General features: G+C 69.8%; 15 protein-coding genes and 3 tRNA genes. 9 read left to right on the top strand and 9 right to left on the bottom strand.

Features of this window, described 5'->3' with window-relative positions; genetic code table 11:
• Window positions 1-139 precede the first annotated feature (139 nt).
• From ACFYXK_RS14095 to ACFYXK_RS14085, 3 genes are all read right to left on the bottom strand, one after another.
• Window positions 140-212: transfer RNA gene (locus tag ACFYXK_RS14095), tRNA-Gly, on the bottom strand.
• Between the two features lie 79 nt (window positions 213-291).
• Window positions 292-363 (bottom strand) — tRNA-Gly (locus tag ACFYXK_RS14090).
• A gap of 122 nt (window positions 364-485) precedes the next feature.
• Entirely contained in the window at window positions 486-803 is a 318-nt protein-coding gene (locus ACFYXK_RS14085) for an Lsr2 family protein (RefSeq protein WP_362631386.1), read from the bottom strand.
• 347 nt (window positions 804-1150) lie between these two features.
• Here ACFYXK_RS14085 and purS point away from each other — a divergent pair, with 347 nt between their 5' ends.
• The 5 genes from purS to ACFYXK_RS14060 all read left to right on the top strand — a co-directional run bounded on the left by purS (window position 1151) and on the right by ACFYXK_RS14060 (window position 6123).
• The gene (purS, locus tag ACFYXK_RS14080; protein WP_008740952.1) at window positions 1151-1402 is read left to right on the top strand and encodes a phosphoribosylformylglycinamidine synthase subunit PurS; all 252 of its coding nucleotides are present in this window, start codon (window positions 1151-1153) and stop codon (window positions 1400-1402) included.
• Window positions 1403-1404: 2 nt separating this feature from the next.
• Window positions 1405-2085 carry a phosphoribosylformylglycinamidine synthase subunit PurQ gene (purQ, locus tag ACFYXK_RS14075; protein WP_266665872.1) on the top strand — a complete coding sequence of 227 codons (681 nt, stop codon included), beginning with the start codon at window positions 1405-1407 and terminating at the stop codon, window positions 2083-2085.
• Window positions 2082-4331 (top strand): phosphoribosylformylglycinamidine synthase subunit PurL, encoded by a 2250-nt coding sequence (purL, locus tag ACFYXK_RS14070; protein WP_389411380.1) that lies wholly within the window; start codon window positions 2082-2084, stop codon window positions 4329-4331. Before purQ ends, purL begins: the two co-directional genes overlap by 4 nt.
• A 141-nt stretch (window positions 4332-4472) precedes the next feature.
• On the top strand, window positions 4473-5264 hold the full coding sequence (locus ACFYXK_RS14065) for a sterol carrier family protein (protein ID WP_389411379.1): 792 nt from the start codon (window positions 4473-4475) through the stop codon (window positions 5262-5264).
• A 52-nt stretch (window positions 5265-5316) separates the two neighbouring features.
• A complete protein-coding gene (locus ACFYXK_RS14060) occupies window positions 5317-6123 on the top strand; it encodes an META domain-containing protein (protein ID WP_389411378.1) in 807 nt (268 codons plus the stop codon).
• Window positions 6124-6148: 25 nt separating this feature from the next.
• Here the strand turns inward: ACFYXK_RS14060 and ACFYXK_RS14055 are convergent, their stop codons facing one another.
• Both ACFYXK_RS14055 and ACFYXK_RS14050 read right to left on the bottom strand, forming a co-directional pair.
• Window positions 6149-7570: a sulfatase-like hydrolase/transferase gene (locus ACFYXK_RS14055; RefSeq protein WP_389411377.1), complete on the bottom strand. Its 1422-nt coding sequence runs from the start codon at window positions 7568-7570 to the stop codon at window positions 6149-6151.
• Window positions 7571-7686: 116 nt separating this feature from the next.
• Window positions 7687-7782 carry a putative leader peptide gene (locus ACFYXK_RS14050; RefSeq protein WP_350325720.1) on the bottom strand — a complete coding sequence of 32 codons (96 nt, stop codon included), beginning with the start codon at window positions 7780-7782 and terminating at the stop codon, window positions 7687-7689.
• A gap of 148 nt (window positions 7783-7930) precedes the next feature.
• On the opposite strand from ACFYXK_RS14050, the gene purF reads away from it, so the two are divergent.
• Window positions 7931-9448 (top strand): amidophosphoribosyltransferase, encoded by a 1518-nt coding sequence (gene purF, locus ACFYXK_RS14045; RefSeq protein ID WP_030160137.1) that lies wholly within the window; start codon window positions 7931-7933, stop codon window positions 9446-9448.
• Between the two features lie 104 nt (window positions 9449-9552).
• On the top strand, window positions 9553-10623 hold the full coding sequence (gene purM, locus ACFYXK_RS14040; protein ID WP_389411376.1) for a phosphoribosylformylglycinamidine cyclo-ligase: 1071 nt from the start codon (window positions 9553-9555) through the stop codon (window positions 10621-10623).
• A 141-nt stretch (window positions 10624-10764) separates the two neighbouring features.
• On the opposite strand, the gene ACFYXK_RS14035 is transcribed toward purM, so the two are convergent.
• Window positions 10765-11031, bottom strand: a complete 267-nt coding sequence (locus ACFYXK_RS14035; RefSeq protein WP_030292353.1) for a DUF3073 domain-containing protein — start codon at window positions 11029-11031, stop codon at window positions 10765-10767.
• 282 nt (window positions 11032-11313) lie between these two features.
• Complete coding sequence (locus ACFYXK_RS14030; protein WP_389411375.1) at window positions 11314-12435, bottom strand: Leu/Phe/Val dehydrogenase; 1122 nt, start codon at window positions 12433-12435, stop codon at window positions 11314-11316.
• Window positions 12436-12643: 208 nt separating this feature from the next.
• Between ACFYXK_RS14030 and ACFYXK_RS14025 the strand changes: the two genes are divergently transcribed.
• Together ACFYXK_RS14025 and bldC are read left to right on the top strand one after the other, a co-directional pair.
• The gene (locus ACFYXK_RS14025) at window positions 12644-13498 is read left to right on the top strand and encodes a hypothetical protein (RefSeq protein ID WP_389411374.1); all 855 of its coding nucleotides are present in this window, start codon (window positions 12644-12646) and stop codon (window positions 13496-13498) included.
• Between the two features lie 558 nt (window positions 13499-14056).
• Window positions 14057-14263, top strand: a complete 207-nt coding sequence (gene bldC, locus ACFYXK_RS14020; protein WP_003949541.1) for a developmental transcriptional regulator BldC — start codon at window positions 14057-14059, stop codon at window positions 14261-14263.
• Window positions 14264-14834: 571 nt separating this feature from the next.
• On the opposite strand, the gene ACFYXK_RS14015 is transcribed toward bldC, so the two are convergent.
• Together ACFYXK_RS14015 and hrpA are read right to left on the bottom strand one after the other, a co-directional pair.
• Window positions 14835-14908, bottom strand: a tRNA-Asp gene (locus ACFYXK_RS14015).
• 95 nt (window positions 14909-15003) lie between these two features.
• On the bottom strand, window positions 15004-18927 hold the full coding sequence (hrpA, locus tag ACFYXK_RS14010) for an ATP-dependent RNA helicase HrpA (RefSeq protein ID WP_389411373.1): 3924 nt from the start codon (window positions 18925-18927) through the stop codon (window positions 15004-15006).
• Between the last annotated feature and the right edge of the window lie 57 nt (window positions 18928-18984).

Genomic DNA, 18984 nt, shown 5'->3' with positions numbered 1-18984 from the left:
CCGCCGTGCACGACTCCAGCCTCGCGGCAGCCCGCGGCCGGTACCAGTGCGCGCCGTCATCACCCCCGATGACATTTGTCAGCACAAGCCGATACATACGACAAAGGCCCTGATCAATGATCAGGGCCTTTGCGATCTGAGCGGACGACGCGACTCGAACGCGCGACATCCACCTTGGCAAGGTGGTGCTCTACCAACTGAGCTACGTCCGCATACTCGCACCGACTTATCGCCGGGGCGATGCGAGCACTACTGTACCTGATCCACCGGAGTGGTCGGTAAAGCGTGCAGAGCGGGTGACAGGGATCGCACACTGCGCCTTCCCCCTGGAAGGGGGATGTTCTGCTACTGAACTACACCCGCACGACCTTCGGGGCTTTGACCTGCGGTCTGGCCCCTCGGCGTGATCCACACACTAGCGGACCGGAGGGGGTGGATGGCAAATCGGCCCCCTCCGGGCCCCGTTAGCGGCCCTCGCCGGGCCCTCAGTGGGCCTCGTTGTACGCCGCGTAGACCCGCTTCGGGATGCGGCCGCGCGGCGGCACGTCGAGGTCGTTGGACCGGGCCCAGGCGCGTACGACCGCCGGGTCCGGTGCCAGTGAGGTGTGCTTGTACGTCTTCCCGGAGCGGGCCTGGCGGCGGCCGGCGGCCACGAAGGGCTCGAGGCTCTTCCGCAGTTTCTTTGCGTTGGCCAGATTGAGGTCGATCTCGTACGACTTACCGTCCAGGCCGAACGTGACCGTTTCCGCCGCTTCTCCGCCGTCGATGTCGTCGGAGATCGTGACTACTACGCGCTGCGCCACGGATATCGGTCCCTTCGCGCGACGCCACCCACGCGTGGGACGTGCGGTGATGTCGCCTGTGTGGATGTTTCGGAGCAATGCAACTTTCCGCCCCGGGTTGAGAGGCGACAAATGTCACCGACCCGGTGGAATCCTTTGTACCTCGATTCCCATTGCATTGCGAAGCCCAGTTAATTGTCTCCGCGTGTCCTGCCGCAATCCCGGGCGCGTGGTTTTCCGGTGGATTTTGCGAAGCGTTGGTGAAGCCGAAACGGGCGGACGATCACGCTCCATGGATATCTACCCGCGTAGAAATTTCGGACGGGTACGCTGAGGGAACCGCCTTCGCACCAACCACCTCATCGGGAGTGCCAGTGGCACGCGTCGTAGTCGACGTCATGCTCAAGCCGGAGATCCTCGACCCCCAGGGCCAGGCGGTGCAGCGTGCACTGCCGCGCCTGGGCTTCGAGGGCATCGCCGACGTCCGTCAGGGGAAGCGTTTCGAGCTGGAAGTGGAGGGACCGGTCGACCAGGCCGCCCTCGACCGCATCCACAAGATGGCCGAAACGTTCCTCGCCAACACCGTCATCGAAGACTTCACCGTGAAGGTCGAGGCCTGACGGTGACCACTCGCATCGGAGTCGTCACGTTCCCCGGAACGCTCGACGACCGTGACTCGCTGCGCGCCGTCCGCCTCGCGGGGGCCGAGCCCGTCTCGCTGTGGCACCGCGACAAGGACCTGCACCAGGTCGACGCGGTCGTCCTCGCGGGCGGCTTCTCCTACGGGGACTACCTGCGCGCCGGAGCCATCTCCCGGTTCTCGCCGGTGATGGAGACCATCATCGAGCAGGCCAAGGGCGGCATGCCCGTCCTGGGCATCTGCAACGGCTTCCAGATCCTCACCGAGGCCCACCTGCTGCCGGGGGCGATGCTCCGGAACAACCACCTGCACTTCATCTGCCGCGACCAGAAGCTGCGGGTGGAGAACGCGGAGACCGCGTGGACCGGCGACTACACCGCCGGCCAGGAGATCTCCGTACCGCTCAAGAACATGGACGGCCGGTACGTCGCCGACGAGCGCGTGCTCGACGAGCTGGAGGCCGAAGGCCGCGTGGCCTTCCGCTACGTCGACATGAACCCGAACGGGTCGCTCCGCGACATCGCCGGCATCACCAACGCCGCGGGCAACGTCGTCGGCCTCATGCCGCACCCCGAGCACGCGGTGGAGCCGCTGATCGGGACGGGCCGCACCGACGGCCTCCCGTTCTTCACCTCGGTCCTGAAGAAGCTGGTCTCCGCATGAGCCTCGACACGGTCAAGAACGCCACCGAAACCCCGGACGCCTCCCAGCCCTGGAAGGAACTCGGCCTCAAGGAGGACGAGTACGCCCGGATCCGCGAGATCCTCGGCCGCCGCCCCACGGGCGCCGAGCTCGCCATGTACTCGGTCATGTGGTCCGAGCACTGCTCGTACAAGAGCAGCAAGGTCCACCTGAAGCAGTTCGGCGAGAAGGTCCCCCAGAACGACGCCATGCTCGTCGGCATCGGCGAGAACGCCGGCGTCGTCGACGTCGGCCAGGGCTACGCGGTCACCTTCAAGGTCGAGTCGCACAACCACCCGTCGTACATCGAGCCCTACCAGGGCGCGGCCACCGGCATCGGCGGCATCGTGCGCGACATCCTCGCCATGGGCGCCCGCCCGGTCGCGGTCGTCGACCCGCTGCGCTTCGGCGCGGCCGACCACCCCGACACCAAGCGCGTCCTGCCGGGCGTCGTCGCGGGCATCGGCGGCTACGGCAACTGCCTCGGCCTGCCCAACATCGGCGGCGAGGTCGTCTTCGACGCCTGCTACCAGGGCAACCCGCTGGTCAACGCCGGCTGCATCGGCGTGATGAAGCACGAGGACATCCACCTCGCCCAGGCCTCCGGCCCCGGCAACAAGGTCATCCTCTACGGCGCCCGCACGGGCGGCGACGGCATCGGCGGCGTCTCCGTGCTGGCCTCGGAGACGTTCGACGACACCAAGCCCACCAAGCGCCCCGCCGTCCAGGTCGGCGACCCCTTCCAGGAGAAGCTCCTCATCGAGTGCACCCTGGAGATCTTCAAGGAGAAGCTGGTCGCGGGCATCCAGGACCTCGGCGGCGCCGGGCTCTCCTGTGCCACGTCCGAGCTGGCCTCCGCCGGTTCCGGCGGTATGCGCGTGGAGCTGGACACCGTCCCGCTGCGCGACGCGACGCTCTCGCCCGAGGAAATCCTCATGAGCGAGTCGCAGGAGCGCATGTGCGCGATCGTCGAGCCGCAGCACGTCGACCGCTTCATGGAGATCTGCGAGAAGTGGGACGTCATCGCCACCGTCATCGGTGAGGTGACCGACGGCGAGCGCCTGGAGATCTTCTGGCACGGCGAGCAGATCGTGGACGTGCCCCCGGGCACCGTCGCCCACGAGGGTCCGGTCTACCACCGCCCGTACGCCCGCCCGGAGTGGCAGGACGCGCTCCAGGCGGACGACGCGGGCAAGCTGCCCCGGCCGCAGACCTCCGAGGAGCTGCGGGCGCAGGTCCTGGCCCTGGTCTCCTCCCCGAACCAGGCCTCGAAGTCGTGGGTCACCGACCAGTACGACCGCTTCGTGCAGGGCAACACGGTGCTCTCGCAGCCCGAGGACGCCGGCATGGTCCGCATCGACGAGGAGTCCAACCTCGGCGTGGCCATGGCGACGGACGGAAACGGCCGCTTCGCGAAGCTCGACCCGTACACGGGCGCGCAGCTCGCGCTGGCCGAGGCGTACCGCAACGTCGCCGCGACCGGAGCCAAGCCGCTCGCCATCTCCGACTGCCTGAACTTCGGTTCCCCCGAGGACCCGGGCGTCATGTGGCAGTTCGCCGAGGCCACCCGCGGTCTCGCGGACGGCTGCCTGGAGCTGGGCACCCCGGTGACCGGCGGCAACGTCTCGCTGTACAACCAGACCGGTGACGTCGCGATCCACCCGACCCCGGTCGTGGCGGTCCTCGGCGTGATCGACGACGTCAACCGCCGTACGCCGATGGCGTTCGCGGAGGCCGGCCAGCTGCTGTACCTGCTGGGCGACACGGCCGAGGAGTTCGGCGGCTCGGCCTGGTCCCAGGTCGTCCACGACCACCTCGGCGGCATGCCGCCCAAGGTGGACCTGGGCCGCGAGAAGCTGCTCGGCGAGATCCTGATCTCGGCGTCCCGCGACGGCATGGTCGACGCGGCGCACGACCTGTCCGACGGCGGCGTGATCCAGGCGCTCACCGAGTCCTGCCTGCGCGGCGGCAACGGTGCGCGGGTCGTGGTGCCCGAGGGTCTGGACGCGTTCACCTTCCTGTTCTCCGAGTCGGCGGGCCGGGCCATCGTGGCCGTCCCGCGCAGCGAGGAGCTCCGCTTCACCGACATGTGCGGTGCGCGGGGCCTGCCCGCCACCCGCATCGGCGTGGTGGACGGTGAGGAGATCGAGGTCCAGGGCGAGTTCACGATCCCGCTCGCGGAACTGCGTACCGCCCACGAGGCGACGATCCCGGCCCTGCTGGCCTGATCCCGCCGTAGCTCGCGAGCCCCCGTCCGCGGTCTGCGGGCGGGGGCTCGGGCGTGCCCGGCCGCTGTGCGGCGGGGCTGCGTCTGCAGGGCTGCGTGGTGGGGCCGTGCCGGTGTCGGCCGCGGCGGATAGGGTCGGGCCATGCCACCCGCCAAGAAGAGGGCGCGTACCTACGACGCCGCGAAGATCCGTGCCGCGGTCACCGCGCAGTTCGGGCATGTGGCCGACGCCGTACGGGAGTTGAGCGGCGAGCAGCTCGCCCGGCCCAGCGGTGTCGGGGCGTGGAGCGTCGCCGAACTCGCCGCGCACATCGCGTGGATCGCCGACTCGCTGGCCACCGGACTGGCCAGGCCTCCGGCCGCCGTGCCGGAACTGACGGCCGTCGAATGGCCCTCCGCCACCGCCTCCCTCGCCGGGAAGATCGCCGAGGCGGCCAGGGAGACCCTCGAGGGCGCCCCGTTGCCCGAGCTGTACGAGCGGGCCGCCGCCCGCATGGCCGAGGCGCTGGCCGCGAACCCCGGCAGCCGGGTGCTCGACCTGTGGATCGGGGACATGACCCTGGCCGACTTCCTCGTCACCCGGACCGTGGAACTGGTGGTCCACACCGACGACCTGGCCCGGGCCGCCGGAGTGGACATCCCGATCGAGCGGCAGGCCCTGGCCGCCTGCACCCGGCTGCTCGCCGACGCCCTCGCGCTGAGGGCCCCGGGCGGCTCGGTGGAGGTACGGATCCCGCCGTTCGCGGTGGTCCAGTGCATCGAGGGGCCCCGGCACACCCGCGGCACCCCGCCGAACGTGGTGGAGACGGACCCGCTGACCTTCCTCCGGCTGGCCACCGGGCGTACGGACTGGTCCTCAGCCGTGGAGGACGCGCAGGTCAGGGCCAGTGGCGAGCGGGCCGACCTGTCCGCGCTGCTCCCGGTCATGAGCTGAGGGGATGGCAGTCGTGGTGGAACCGCCCGCCGGGCCGGCCCGTCCCAGGAGCATGCGTACTCATCGGCACGCCCCGGCCGGCCTGGCCGTCGTATCGGCCCTCGCGCTCGCCCTCACCGCCTGCAGCGAGGGCGGCGCATCGCAGACCCGCGTGCTCCCCGACCCCAAGGGTTCCTGGGCCGTCGAGTCCCTGACCACCGGCGGCCGGACCCTGCACGCGCCCGACAGCGCCCGCCTGGACCTCGCGGAGAAGGAGGCCACGGGCAACTACGGCTGCAACGCCTTCAAGGCCGAGGTCGCCTTTGCCGGCACCTCCTCGGTGACGGTCACCCCCGGTCCCACGACCACCATGGCCTGCGCGGACAGCGAGTTCGAGACGGCCTTCGCCGGACTCCTCAAGGGCCGGCTCACCATCGACCGGGGACCCGACCGGCTCACGCTGAAGACCTCCGACGGGAGCACGATCGCGATGAGCACGAAGCCCCCGGTCCCGAACGCCCCCCTCACCGACACCTGGTGGACCGTCGAGTCCCTGGTCACCGGCGACACCGTGTCCCCGCTGCCCGCCGAGGCCGCGGGCAAGGCGCGGTTCGAGCTGACCGCCGGCCTTGCCGCGAGCGGCAGCCTCGGCTGCAACCGGTTCAGCGCCCAGGCCACCGGTGACGGCGCCCGGCTCAGGTTCGGACCGCTGACCACGACCCGGATGGCCTGCGAGGGCGCGGTGGGCGAGGTCGAGCGGAAGCTGACCGAGCTGTTCGCCGCCGACTCGCTCACCTGGAGCATCGAGGGCCGCACCCTCACCCTCACCGCGCCCGACGGCCGGGGCCTGGTCGCGCAGGGGGCCTCGGCCACGGAATGACCGGGCGCGTCCGCCACCCGGGGGGTCAGCCCGGGTAGGGCAGCAGGCCCGCGTCCGTCTTCTCCCAGGCCGTGCGCAGCTCCGCGAGCCGGGCCGGCTCCAGCGCCGCCTTGTCGGCCTGCTCCCGGGCATCGCCGGCCAGGTTGAACAGCTGGTCCCGGCCCGCCTTCCCGCGGTAGTACTTCCAGTCCCCGCGGCGCAGGGCCCGCTCGCCGCGCACCCGCCAGAACAGGTTCCGCTCGGCGATCTTCTCGCCGCGCAGCAGGTACCCGGCCAGGCTGGCGCCGTCCAGCGGGTAGGCCGGGTGCGGCCGGGCCCCGGCCAGCTCCAGCAGGGTCGCCGTCCAGTCCGGGGTGAAGACCGGGACCCGGCTGACCTGGCCGCCGTCGATCCGGGCCGGCCAGCGCACGATGTTCGGCACCCGGATCCCGCCCTCCTGGAGGGAGGCCTTGTTGCCGGAGAGCGGCCAGTTGTACGAGAACCGCTCGCCGCCGTTGTCGCTGGAGAAGACGATCAGGGTGTCGTCCGCCCGCCCCGAGCGCTCGAGCGCCTTCAGCACCTCGCCGACCGAGCGGTCGAGGTCCTCGACCATCTGCCGGTACTTCTCGACGGAGCCGCCGTCCTGGTGCCACAGCGCCCGGGCGTCGCCCGCCTTGATCCGGCGCTCGACCTCGGCGCTCGCCTCGGTGTCCCCGTCGGCGATCCACGGCCAGTGCGGGGTGGTGAAGTTGAGGTTGAGCAGCCACGGCTTGCCGCCGTGGTCGCGGGAGACGTACTCGGCGGCCCGCTCGGTGATGATCCGCGTGTAGTAGCGCAGGTCCTTGTAGGTGGCGTCGCCCTCGTAGAGGTCGTACTCGCCGCCGAGGCCCAGCTTGGAGTAGTACTCCAGGGCGCCGCCGAAGTTGCCGAAGAACTCGTCCCAGCCCGACTTGGTCGGACTGTGGTCGGGCAGGTAGCCGCAGTGCCATTTGCCGATCAGCGCGGTCGCGTAACCCGCGTCGCGCAGCAGCGAGGCCAGCGTCGGGTGGGTGGGTTCCAGGCCGACGCTCCGGTCGGCGATGGGCTCGGCGAGCCCGCCCTCCACCCGGCCGGGGTAGCGGCCCGTGTACAGGCTGAACCGCGTCGGTGAGCAGGTGGCGGAGCCGGAGTAGGCATCGGTGAAGCGGACGCCCTGGCGGGCGAGCCGGTCCAGGTTCGGGGTCTTGATGTGCGGGGAGCCGTACGAGGACAGGTCGGCCCAGCCGAGGTCGTCGCCCAGGATGAACAGGATGTTGGGCCGTCGGGAGTGCCGGCCGCGGGCGGCGCGGAACTCCCGCTCCGGCGGCCCGGCGGTCTCCTGGGCCGCCCGGGCCGGGGCGGCACCCAGCCCCACGGCCGCCGCGGCCGCGGTCACTCCGACGGCGCTGCCGAAGGCACGCCGGGACAGGTGGTTGTCGTACGAAGGCACAAGTACTCCAAGGCGCGGCTCGGCCACCCGGCCCGGCGGGCGCGCGGGACGGCGCGCGGCACGGCGGGGCAGGGGCGGCCGGAGCGGAAAAGAGAAAAGGAAAAGGAGAGTTGCGGCTACGCGGAACAGCGACAGATGGCGCTCGCGACACGGACCAGGTCTACGTGGCGGCGCTCGACGAGGGTGACGGAACGGTCACCGAGAGGCTGCATGGGCCGAGAGCCTGTACGAATGCCCTCGTAGATGTCAACAAGGTGATCCGAATGCCGAGACGGAGCCGTCCGGTCACCCTCTGTGCTGTGAGATTTCCCGGCCGTCCCCAATTCGGACCAGTGGTCGATCTCGCCTACACTCGGGAGCGTGCCTCGTGGTGATGGACGACTCAACCACGACCTGCTCCCCGGCGAAAAGGGCCCCCAGGACGCTTGCGGCGTCTTCGGTGTCTGGGCTCCGGGTGAAGAGGTCGCCAAGCTCACCTACTTCGGACTGTATGCGTTGCAGCACCGTGGACAAGAGTCCGCGGGAATCGCTGTGAGCAACGGTTCCCAGATCCTCGTCTTCAAGGACATGGGCCTCGTTTCCCAAGTCTTCGACGAAACCTCTCTCGGCTCGCTCCAGGGTCATATCGCGGTCGGTCACGCCCGCTACTCGACCACCGGAGCCTCCGTCTGGGAGAACGCGCAGCCCACTTTCCGCGCGACCGCCCACGGCTCCATTGCCCTGGGTCACAACGGCAACCTGGTGAACACCGCCGAGCTCGCCGAGATGGTCGCAGACCTCCCCCGTCAGGACGGCCGCGCCACCCAGGTGGCGGCCACCAATGACACCGACCTGGTCACCGCCCTGCTGGCCGGCCAGACGGACGACGACGGCAAGCCCCTGACGATCGAGGAGTCGGCCACCAAGGTCCTCCCGAAGGTCAAGGGTGCGTTCTCGCTCGTGTTCATGGACGAGGGAACCCTCTACACCGCCCGTGACCCGCAGGGCATCCGCCCGCTGGTCCTCGGCCGCCTGGAACGCGGCTGGGTGGTCGCGAGTGAGACCGCCGCCCTCGACATCTGCGGCGCCAGCTTCGTCCGCGAGGTCGAGCCGGGCGAGCTCATCGCGATCGACGAGAACGGCCTGCGCACCTCCCGCTTCGCGGAAGCAAAGCCCAAGGGCTGTGTCTTCGAGTACGTCTACCTGGCGCGCCCGGACACCGACATCGCCGGCCGGAACGTCTACCTCTCGCGTGTCGAGATGGGCCGGCGCCTGGCCAAGGAAGCCCCGGTGGACGCCGACCTGGTGATAGCGACGCCGGAATCCGGCACGCCCGCCGCCGTCGGATACGCCGAGGCCAGCGGGATCCCGTACGGCTCCGGCCTGGTCAAGAACGCCTACGTCGGCCGGACCTTCATCCAGCCCTCGCAGACGATCCGCCAGCTGGGCATCCGCCTGAAGCTCAATCCCCTCAAGGAAGTCATCCGGGGCAAGCGCCTGGTGGTCGTGGACGACTCGATCGTCCGCGGCAACACGCAGCGCGCCCTGGTCAAGATGCTCCGCGAGGCCGGCGCGGCCGAGGTCCACATCCGGATCTCCTCGCCGCCGGTGAAGTGGCCGTGCTTCTTCGGCATCGACTTCGCCACCCGGGCCGAGCTGATCGCCAACGGCATGACGGTCGACGAGATCGCCACGTCGCTGGGCGCGGACTCGCTCTCGTACATCTCGCTCGACTCGATGATCGAGGCGACGACCATCCAGAAGCCCAACCTCTGCCGTGCCTGCTTCGACGGCGAGTACCCCATGGAGCTGCCAGACCCGCAGCTCCTGGGCAAGCAGCTCCTGGAGTCCGAGCTCGCGGGCGGCACCGACGCCGCCGACGCGCTCCGGCGCCCGTAGCGCCGCGGCCGCAACCCCCGCTCCACCTGCGCCGGGCCCTGTCTTTCAAGCTTCTCCCAGGGCCCGGCACCACAAGCAGTAACGACACGAAAGCTCTCCCTGTCATGACAGAGAAGACCACCGGTGCCAGCTACGCAGCCGCAGGCGTGGACATCGAAGCGGGAGACCGCGCCGTCGAGCTGATGAAGGAGTGGGTGAAGAAGACGCAGCGCCCCGAGGTCCTCGGCGGCCTCGGCGGCTTCGCCGGCCTCTTCGACGCCTCCGCCCTCAAGCGCTACGAGCGCCCGCTGCTGGCCTCCGCGACCGACGGGGTCGGCACGAAGGTGGACATCGCCCGCCAGCTGGGCGTGTACGACACCATCGGCCACGACCTCGTCGCGATGGTCATGGACGACATCGTCGTCTGCGGCGCCGAGCCGCTCTTCATGACCGACTACATCTGCGTGGGCAAGGTCCACCCGGAGCGTGTCGCGGCGATCGTCAAGGGCATCGCCGAGGGCTGCGTCCTCGCCGGCTGCGCCCTGGTGGGCGGCGAGACCGCCGAGCACCCGGGCCTGCTGGGTCCGGACGACTTCGACGTGGCGGGCGCCGGCACCGGTGTCGTCGAGTACGACCGCCTGCTCGGCGCGGATCGCATCCGTACGGGTGACGCCGTCATCGCGATGGCGTCGTCCGGCCTTCACTCGAACGGGTACTCGCTGGTCCGGCACGTCCTCTTCGAGCGCGCCAAGATGTCCCTCGAGCAGCACGTCGAGGAGCTCGGCAGGACCCTCGGCGAGGAGCTCCTGGAGCCGACCAAGATCTATTCGCTGGACTGCATGGCCCTCACCCGTACGGCCGAGGTCCACGCGTACTCGCACATCACCGGCGGCGGCCTCGCGGCGAACCTGGCCCGGGTCATCCCGGACCACCTGCACGCCACGGTCGACCGTTCGACCTGGACCCCGGGCGCGATCTTCGACCTGGTCGGCAAGGCCGGTCAGGTCGAGCAGCTGGAGCTGGAGAAGACCCTGAACATGGGCGTCGGCATGATGGCCGTGGTCCCGCAGGAGTCGGTGGACGTGGCGCTGACCGCGCTGGCCGACCGGGGTGTGGACGCGTGGGTCGCGGGAGAGATCCTCGAGCGCGGCGCACACACCGAGGGCGCGACCCTGACCGGCGCGTACGCGAGCTGACCAGCCGGGACAACGGCGGGCAACACTGAAACCCGGTCCGGGGCGAGGCCCTGGACCGGGTTCTTGTGTTGCTCAGCCGGGGTCAGTCAGTGACTGGCCGCCACCTGCGTGGTGCAGACGCGAAAGAGACGCGCGAGAGCGTCAAGCGCCCCGACGCTGTGCCGACGGACCGGACTCTTCGTCCTCGTCGTCGTCGTCATCGCTGTTGTACAGATCCGCGTACTTGGCGTACGGGTCGTCGTCGTCCAGATCGTCATCGACTTCGACCGGCTCGCTGACAGGCAGCAGCGGTTCCGTCGGCGATGCGCCCAGCTCATTGGCCAGACGCGAGAGGTCAGTCCCGCCGCTGTTGTACTTCAGCTGGCGGGCGACCTTTGTCTGCTTGGCCTTGGCCCGGCCGCGCCCCATGGCTCGACCCCCTCGGTGACGGGGCTCGACGGCCCCAGAGTCTGACACGCGTTCATGGTTCGGAGCGGGCTCTCCGTGGAGAGACCGTCCGTAGGGGTTTAACGGTACCTGCTTCCGCGGCCATACGGTACGCCGCCCGCATGACGTGCCCCGGTGCAGGACCAATGAGGCGCCCCGTCCTCGCTGGTCAGCTGCGATTTTAACCCTTTCCTGGCGGGCGACCCGCCGAAGTGCAGTGAGTTCCGTCTCGCCGCAACCCCGGCGGGCGCACGTCAGGGTCGGTTACGACGGGTCGACGGCCGGGGCCGAGCCCTTCGCGGCCTTCGCGGCGCGGGCGTCCGCCATCCGCTGTTCGGCGATCCGGTCGGCGGCCGCGGCCGGCGGAATACCGTCCGCCTTCGCACGAGCGAAGATTTCCAGCGTGGTGTCGAAGATCTTCGTGGCCTTGGCCTTGCAGCGGTCGAAGTCGAAGCCGTGCAGCTCGTCGGCGACCTGGATGACCCCGCCCGCGTTCACCACGTAGTCGGGCGCGTAGAGGATCCCGCGGTCCGCGAGGTCCTTCTCCACACCCGGGTGGGCGAGCTGGTTGTTCGCGGCGCCGCACACGATCCTGGCGGTCAGGGCGGGTACCGACTCGTCGTTCAGCGCGCCGCCGAGTGCGCAGGGGGCGTAGATGTCCAGGCCCTCGGTGCGGATCAGCGCGTTGGTGTCCACCACGGCGGTGACCTGCGGGTGCTTGTCGAGGATCCGGCGCACCGACTCCTCGCGGACGTCCGTGATCACGACCTCGGCGCCGTCCTCCAGGAGGTGCTCGACCAGGTAGTGGCCGACCTTGCCGACGCCGGCCACGGCGACCTTGCGGCCGCGCAGCGTCGGGTCGCCCCACAGGTGCTGGGCGCTGGCCCGCATGCCCTGGAAGACACCGAACGCGGTGAGCACCGAGGAGTCGCCGGCGCCGCCGTTCTCGGGGGAGCGGCCGGTCGCCCAGCGGGTCTCGCGGGCCACGATGTCCATGTCCGCCACGTACGTGCCGACGTCGCAGGCCGTCACGTAGCGGCCGCCGAGGGACTCCACGAACCGGCCGTAGGCCAGCAGCAGTTCCTCGGACTTCAGGACGTCCGGGTCCCCGATGATCACGGCCTTGCCGCCGCCGAGGCCGAGACCGGCCATGGCGTTCTTGTACGACATGCCGCGCGAGAGGTTCAGCGCGTCCATGACGGCCTCCTCGTCGGAGGCGTACGCGTGGAAGCGGGTACCGCCGAGGGCGGGGCCCAGAGCGGTGGAGTGGATCGCGATGACGGCCTTCAGGCCGGAGGCTCGGTCCTGGCACAGCACGACTTGCTCGTGGCCGCCCTGTTCCGAACGGAACAGGGTGTGCAGGACGCCGTCGGTCATTTCGGTCACGGTGGTGACTCCCATGGAAGAGATGCGGCGGAATGACGCCCGCCCTGCGGGTGGGGGAGGGCGCGCTGGGAGCAGCGTAAGACCTGCAGGGCGTGTGCAGTCGACCTGTCCAGAGATCGAAACACTCCCGGAGTATGGGCGGCCGGCCCTGGAGGTCCGGCGGACGCCCGGCGGAGTATCGCCGGGCGGTGCGGGGGAGTACGAGAGCGTGAGCGAAACCCCCGACCCCAGGCTGCCCTCGGCGCGCTCGGCGCCGACCGTCCCGTACGCCTCCTACCTGCGCGTCTACGAGCCCCTGGCGGCTTTCGCGGAGCCGGAGCGCACGCACTGGGCCTCGTACGCCCGGCGCGGGGTGGTCCCGACCGCCCAGGACGAACTGCGCCGCTCCCTTTCCGACTTGGTCCGGGTCCCGGTGGTCGGGGTGCCGGCGCACGAGAGCGCGGACGCGTTCACGGCGGAGGTGGACGGGGTGGTGCTGGTCTGCCCGTGGCGGACCAGACTGCGCGGCTGGCTGGCGCTCCAGGAGCTGGCCGACCAGTTCCCGCTCCCCGTGCTGGACGCGGCGCTGCCGCCGGCGGCGAGGCGGCGGGCGGCGGAGGAGTACGAGCGCTGGCGCGAGCGGAACCCGGATGCGCGCCCGTGGATCCGCACCGCGGTGTGGCAGGTGCCACTGCGCTGGTTCGTGCTGGTGGCCGACGACGAGCGGGAGTACCTGCCGGGCGAGCGGATGCGCTACCGGACGCCGATGGTGCAGGCCCGGCGGAGGCTCGCGCGGGGGCTGCGGACGCTGCGGGAGGCCGAAGGGTACGCGGGGCTCGCGGACGGGCTGGTGGAGGTCGGCAGCTGGCTGGAGGAGTTCCACCCGCGCTCGATGGTCGAGCTGGACTACGGGGGCCTGGTGCACGCGCTGCCGGCGGACCGGCTGCGGGCCGACCGCTCGGCCCGGGACGTGGCGGTGGGTATCGCGGCGCTGCGCGCCGGGGACGAGGCCGGGGCGGCGGAGGCGTACGAGGAGCTCGCGGAACGCTGGCGGGAGGTCCGGGAGAGACTGTTCGCGAACTGACCGCCGGACGCGGTGGAGGGCGGCGGGGCGGACGTCGCGTACCGTGCGTATCGGTCGATCAGCCACAAGTGGCTGATCGGAGGCTTGATCACCACATTCAGGTCTTAGTGCCAGGACCTACGTCCCGATACGGGCCATTGGCCCAAGCGTGACGGACCGCACTAACTACACCCTTGCGCCCTTCCCCTACCCTCGTGCCAAAATAGGACAAGGAGTCCGGGGAGGGTTCCTTCCGCCCAACTAAGGGCGGAATGCTCGGCATTGCACTCTACGGGGGGTCCTGACGACTCCTGATCGCTCTGTGACTGATCGTCACAGTGGGGTGACTGTCCGTTATAGGGCGGTCCATCGGCTTCCGCCGCTGATGAACACCTCGGAGGGCAATTCCATCGGTTTGGCCGTCGAGGCTGGACGGATGGTGTAGTTGTAGTGCCGAGGACAAGCCGTTCGTCCTATAACCGACTCGGCCCGCGTATGTCCATTTCGGGCAACGCGGGCCAAGGTGCAGAATTTAGAGGAAAGAACCGAGATGGTTCGGTTCTCCCGAGGAGGCCGCTCATGACCGCTCGCACCCCTGATGCCGAGCCGCTGCTGACCCCGGCTGAGGTTGCCACGATGTTCCGCGTGGACCCGAAGACGGTCACCCGCTGGGCCAAGGCTGGCAAGCTCACGTCCATCCGCACCCTGGGTGGACACCGCCGTTACCGCGAGGCCGAGGTTCGCGCACTGCTCGCGGGAATTCCGCAGCAGCGCAGCGAGGCCTGAGGTCGCGCAAGCACGTAAGCACCCCGCTTTACCGGGCATGAATCGGGTCCCCCAATCCGATGAAACCCACATGGCTTCACACGCTCGGACCTGCCCCAACAGGTTCTCGGCGTTCGATCGCGCTGGACTCCGCCGGGTCCAGCGCGATCTTTTTTTATGCCCGGGGTCGGGTGGAATCGGGCGGGTGCGGGGCGCCGGCGGAGTGGGTGCCATTGCACATATTAAATCGAGCACGCGTATGGGTGCGATAAATGTGCAAGTCTCAAAAACTAATGTGGTGACTCCCGTCACAGGCTGTCACTCTTGTACAACCCGCAATGCACCCGTAAGGGGACGTGCGTCGCAGAGCGCCTCATGCGGACGGGGGATTTTTCGCTCGGATGCCCCGACGGGGCCGAGGTGAACCCCGACGGGTCCGCGACGGGCTCCCGGACGGCCGCCGGGAGCTCCCGAAGGGGCGTGGAGGGGCGGGGGCGGGTGCGAAGGGGCGCAGGCGGGTGCGGGTGCGGGTGCGGGTGCGGGCAACGCAACAGGGCCCGTATCCCTGGGGATACGGGCCCTGCTCTTCTTGCGATCCTGACGGGACTTGAACCCGCGACCTCCACCTTGACAGGGTGGCGAGCTAACCAACTGCTCCACAGGACCTCGTTCGCAACCGCTGTGGCGTGGCTGCGAATCAGACTGTACAGCAGCTCAGGGGGTGCGGTCGAACTCGCCCGCGGACCCCCGGGCCGATCCGGTCACGGCGCCGCCGCGTCCACCGCCTTCACGATCCGCTTGTCGGAGATCGGGTACGCCGTACCGAGCGCGTGCGCGAAGTAGCTGACCCGGAGTTCCTCGATCATCCAGCGGATGTCGGTGACCGCGGAGGGCACCGGCCGGCCCTTCGGCAGCTGCTCCAGCAGCCACGCGTACTCGTCCTGCATCTCGTGGACCTTCTGCATGCGCGTGGTGTCGCGCTGGGCGCCCGTCGGCATCTGCTGGAGCCGCCGGTCCACCGCCACCAGGTAGCGCATCAGGTCCGGCAGCCGGCGCAGACCCGTCAGGGTCACGAAGCCGGCCGGTACGAGGGCCGCCAGCTGCGTCCTGACGTCCTGCACGTTCGCCACCAGGGCCAGGCTGTTCGTGGCCTTCAGACGGCGCTCACAGGCCTGCCAGGCGGCCAGCACCTGCTGCACCTGGCCCACCGTCCGCACGGTCGTGTCCACCAGGTCGGCGCGTACGGCCTCGTAGAGCGCGCGGAAGCCCGCCTCGTCCCAGGCCGGGCCGCCGTGGTCGGCGATCAGCCGGTCGGCCGCCGCGGTCGCGCAGTCGTCGAACAGCGCCTGGATGGAGCCGTGCGGATTGCGGGACAGGGCCAGCTTCTGCTGGTTGGTCAGGTGGTCCGAGGCGAACTTCGCCGGGTTCACCGGGATGTTCAGCAGGATGAGGCGCCGGGTGCCCAGCCACATCGCCTGCTGCTGCTCGGCCTCCGTGTCGAAGAGCCGTACGGACACGCTCGTGCCCTCGTCCACGAGCGCCGGGTACGCCTTCACCGGCTGGCCGGCCCGCCGGGTCTCGAAGACCTTGGTCAGCGTGCCGATCGTCCAGTCGGTCAGACCGGTGCGCTCCAGCGACTCCCCGCCCGCCCGCTCGGCGGTGGCCGCGGCGGCCTTGGAGAGGGCCTGGCGGGCCTTCGGCTTCAGCTTCAGCCGAAGCGCCTCCAGGTCCTTGGCCTCGGCGAGGTTCTTGCGGCGCTCGTCGATGATCCGGAAGGTGATCTTCAGGTGGTCCGGGATCCGGGAGAGGTCGAAGTCCTCGGCGGAGACCGGGACCCCGACCATCCGCCGGAGCTCGCGCGCCAGCGTCACGGGCAGCGGCTCCTGCAGGGGAACGGCCGTGTCCAGGAAGCGGGTGGCGAAGTTCGGCGCGGGCACGTAGTGCCGGCGGATCGGCTTCGGCAGCGAGCGGATCAGCTCGGTGACGACCTCGGCCCGCAGGCCCGGGATCTGCCAGTCGAAGCCCTCGTCGGTGACCTGGTTCAGCACCTGGAGCGGGATGTGGACGGTGACGCCGTCCGCGTCCGCGCCGGGCTCGAACTGGTAGGTCACCCGGAACTTGAGCTGCCCCTGCCGCCAGGAGTCCGGGTAGTCGGCCTTGGTGACCCCGGCCGCCTTCTCCGTGAGCAGCATCTCGCGCTCGAAGTCGAGGAGTTCGGGCTCCTCGCGCTTCTTGTGCTTCCACCAGGAGTCGAAGTGCGCCCCGGAGACCACGTGCTCGGGGATCCGCTGGTCGTAGAAGTCGAAGAGGGTCTCGTCGTCGACCACGATGTCGCGGCGCCGCGCCCGGTTCTCGAGCTCCTCGACCTCGGTGAGGAGCTTGCGGTTGTCGGCGTAGAACTTGTGGTGCGTGCGCCAGTCGCCCTCGACCAGCGCGTTGCGGATGAACAGCTCGCGCGAGACCTCGGGATCGATCCGGCCGTAGTTGATCTTCCGCTGGGCGACGATCGGCACGCCGTACAGCGTGACCTTCTCGTACGCCATGACGGCCGCCTGGTCCTTCTCCCAGTGCGGCTCGCTGTACGTGCGCTTGATCAGGTGCTGGGCCAGCGGCTCGACCCACTCGGGCTCCACCTTGGCGTTGACCCGGGCCCACAGCCGCGAGGTCTCCACCAGCTCGGCCGACATGAGGAACTTCGGCTGCTTCTTGAAGAGCGCCGAGCCGGGGAAGATCGCGAACTTGGCGGAGCGGGCGCCCAGGTACTCGTTCTTGTCGGTGTCCTTCAGACCGATGTGCGAGAGCAGCCCGGCCAGCAGCGAGACGTGCACGCTCGTCTCGGGGGCGTCGGCCTCGTTCACGTGGATGCCCATGCCCTTGGCGACCGTGCGCAGCTGCGAGTAGATGTCCTGCCACTCGCGGATCCGCAGGAAGTTCAGGTACTCCTGCTTGCACATCCGGCGGAACGAGGACGAGCCGCGCTCCTTCTGCTGCTCGCGGACGTAGCGCCACATGTTCAGGAACGACAGGAAGTCGCTCGTCTCGTCCTTGAAGCGGGCGTGGTTCTGGTCGGCCTGGGTCTGCTTGTCCGAGGGCCGCTCGCGCGGGTCCTGGATGGACAGGGCCGCCGCGATGACCATGACCTCGCGGACGCAGTTGTTCTTGTCGGCCTCGACGACCATGCGGGCCAGTCGCGGGTCCACGGGCAGCTGGGAGAGCTGCCGGCCCATCGGGGTGAGCCGCTTCTTGGGGTCCTTCTCGGAGGGGTCCAGCGCGCCGAGTTCCTGGAGCAGCTGGACGCCGTCGCGGATGTTGCGGTGGTCCGGCGGGTCGATGAAGGGGAACTTCTCGATCTCGCCGAGGCCGGCCGCGGTCATCTGGAGGATGACGGAGGCCAGGTTCGTGCGCAGGATCTCGGCGTCCGTGAACTCGGGACGGGCGTTGAAGTCGTCCTCGGAGTACAGCCGGATGCAGATGCCGTCGCTGGTACGGCCGCAGCGGCCCTTGCGCTGGTTGGCGCTGGCCTGGGAGATCCGCTCGATGGGCAGGCGCTGGACCTTGGTGCGGTGGCTGTAGCGGGAGATCCGGGCGTTGCCCGGGTCGATCACGTACTTGATGCCGGGGACGGTGAGGGAGGTCTCGGCGACGTTGGTCGCGAGAACGATCCTTCTGCCGGTGTGCTGCTGGAAGACGCGGTGCTGCTCGGCGTGCGAGAGGCGGGCGTAGAGGGGCAGGACCTCCGTGAAGCGCAGGTTCCGCTTGTTCAGCGCGTCCGCCGTGTCGCGGATCTCGCGCTCGCCGGAGAGGAAGACCAGGATGTCGCCCGGCCCCTCGGACTGGAGCTCGTCGACGGCCTCGCAGATCGCGGTGATCTGGTCGCGGTCGCTCTCCTCGCTGTCGTCCTCGAGCAGCGGGCGATAGCGCACCTCGACCGGGTACGTACGGCCGCTGACCTCGACGATCGGGGCCTCGCCGAAGTGGCGGGAGAAGCGCTCCGGGTCGATCGTCGCGGAGGTGATCACGACCTTGAGGTCGGGACGCTTCGGCAGCAGCTGGGAGAGGTAGCCCAGCAGGAAGTCGATGTTGAGGGAGCGCTCGTGGGCCTCGTCGATGATGATCGTGTCGTACGCGCGCAGCTCGCGGTCCGTCTGGATCTCGGCGAGCAGGATGCCGTCCGTCATCAGCTTCACGAAGGTCGCGTCCTGGTCCACCTGGTCGGTGAAGCGGACCTTCCAGCCGACCGTCTGCCCGATCTCGGACTTCAGCTCCTCGGCGATGCGCTCCGCGACGGTGCGGGCGGCGATCCGGCGGGGCTGGGTGTGCCCGATCATGCCCCGGACGCCGCGGCCCAGCTCCATGCAGATCTTGGGGATCTGCGTGGTCTTGCCGGAACCGGTCTCACCGGCGACGATCACGACCTGGTGGTCGCGTATCGCCTCGGCGATCTCGTCCTTCTTCTGGCTGACGGGCAGGTTCTCGGGATACGTGACCTCCGGCATCCGCGAGGCACGGCCGGCCAGTCGCGCGGCGGCCTTCTCGGCCTCCGCGGCGATCTCGTCGAGCACGGCCTGCTTGGCCTCGGGCTTGCGGATGCGGCGGGCGCCTTCGAGGCGGCGGCCGAGGCGGTGCGCGTCACGGAGGGAGATCTCACCGAGAAGCGTCTGCAGGGCGGCGAAGGAAGTAGACATACCTGATCGAGGATCTCACCCGCAGGTGCCGGGTGGCGAACGCATTTGTGCCCCCTC

It is taken from the genome of Streptomyces sp. NPDC002209, assembly GCF_042890265.1.
In the GTDB taxonomy this organism is placed as follows: Bacteria; Actinomycetota; Actinomycetes; order Streptomycetales; family Streptomycetaceae; genus Streptomyces.
Note: the sequence above shows the minus strand (reverse complement) of the source record. Positions and strands in the feature narration are given on the sequence as shown.

Excerpts from the sequence above, each read along its gene's own strand:
- ACFYXK_RS14065 (WP_389411379.1), top strand. The coding sequence starts at position 4,473 with ATGCCACCCGCCAAGAAGAGGGCGCGTACCTACGACGCCGCGAAGATC.
- ACFYXK_RS14050 (WP_350325720.1), bottom strand. The coding sequence starts at position 7,782 with ATGCAGCCTCTCGGTGACCGTTCCGTCACCCTCGTCGAGCGCCGCCAC.
- purM (WP_389411376.1), top strand. The coding sequence starts at position 9,553 with ATGACAGAGAAGACCACCGGTGCCAGCTACGCAGCCGCAGGCGTGGAC.
- ACFYXK_RS14060 (WP_389411378.1), top strand. The coding sequence starts at position 5,317 with ATGCGTACTCATCGGCACGCCCCGGCCGGCCTGGCCGTCGTATCGGCC.
- bldC (WP_003949541.1), top strand. The coding sequence starts at position 14,057 with ATGACCGCTCGCACCCCTGATGCCGAGCCGCTGCTGACCCCGGCTGAG.
- ACFYXK_RS14035 (WP_030292353.1), bottom strand. The coding sequence starts at position 11,031 with ATGGGGCGCGGCCGGGCCAAGGCCAAGCAGACAAAGGTCGCCCGCCAG.
- hrpA (WP_389411373.1), bottom strand. The coding sequence starts at position 18,927 with ATGTCTACTTCCTTCGCCGCCCTGCAGACGCTTCTCGGTGAGATCTCC.
- purL (WP_389411380.1), top strand. The coding sequence starts at position 2,082 with ATGAGCCTCGACACGGTCAAGAACGCCACCGAAACCCCGGACGCCTCC.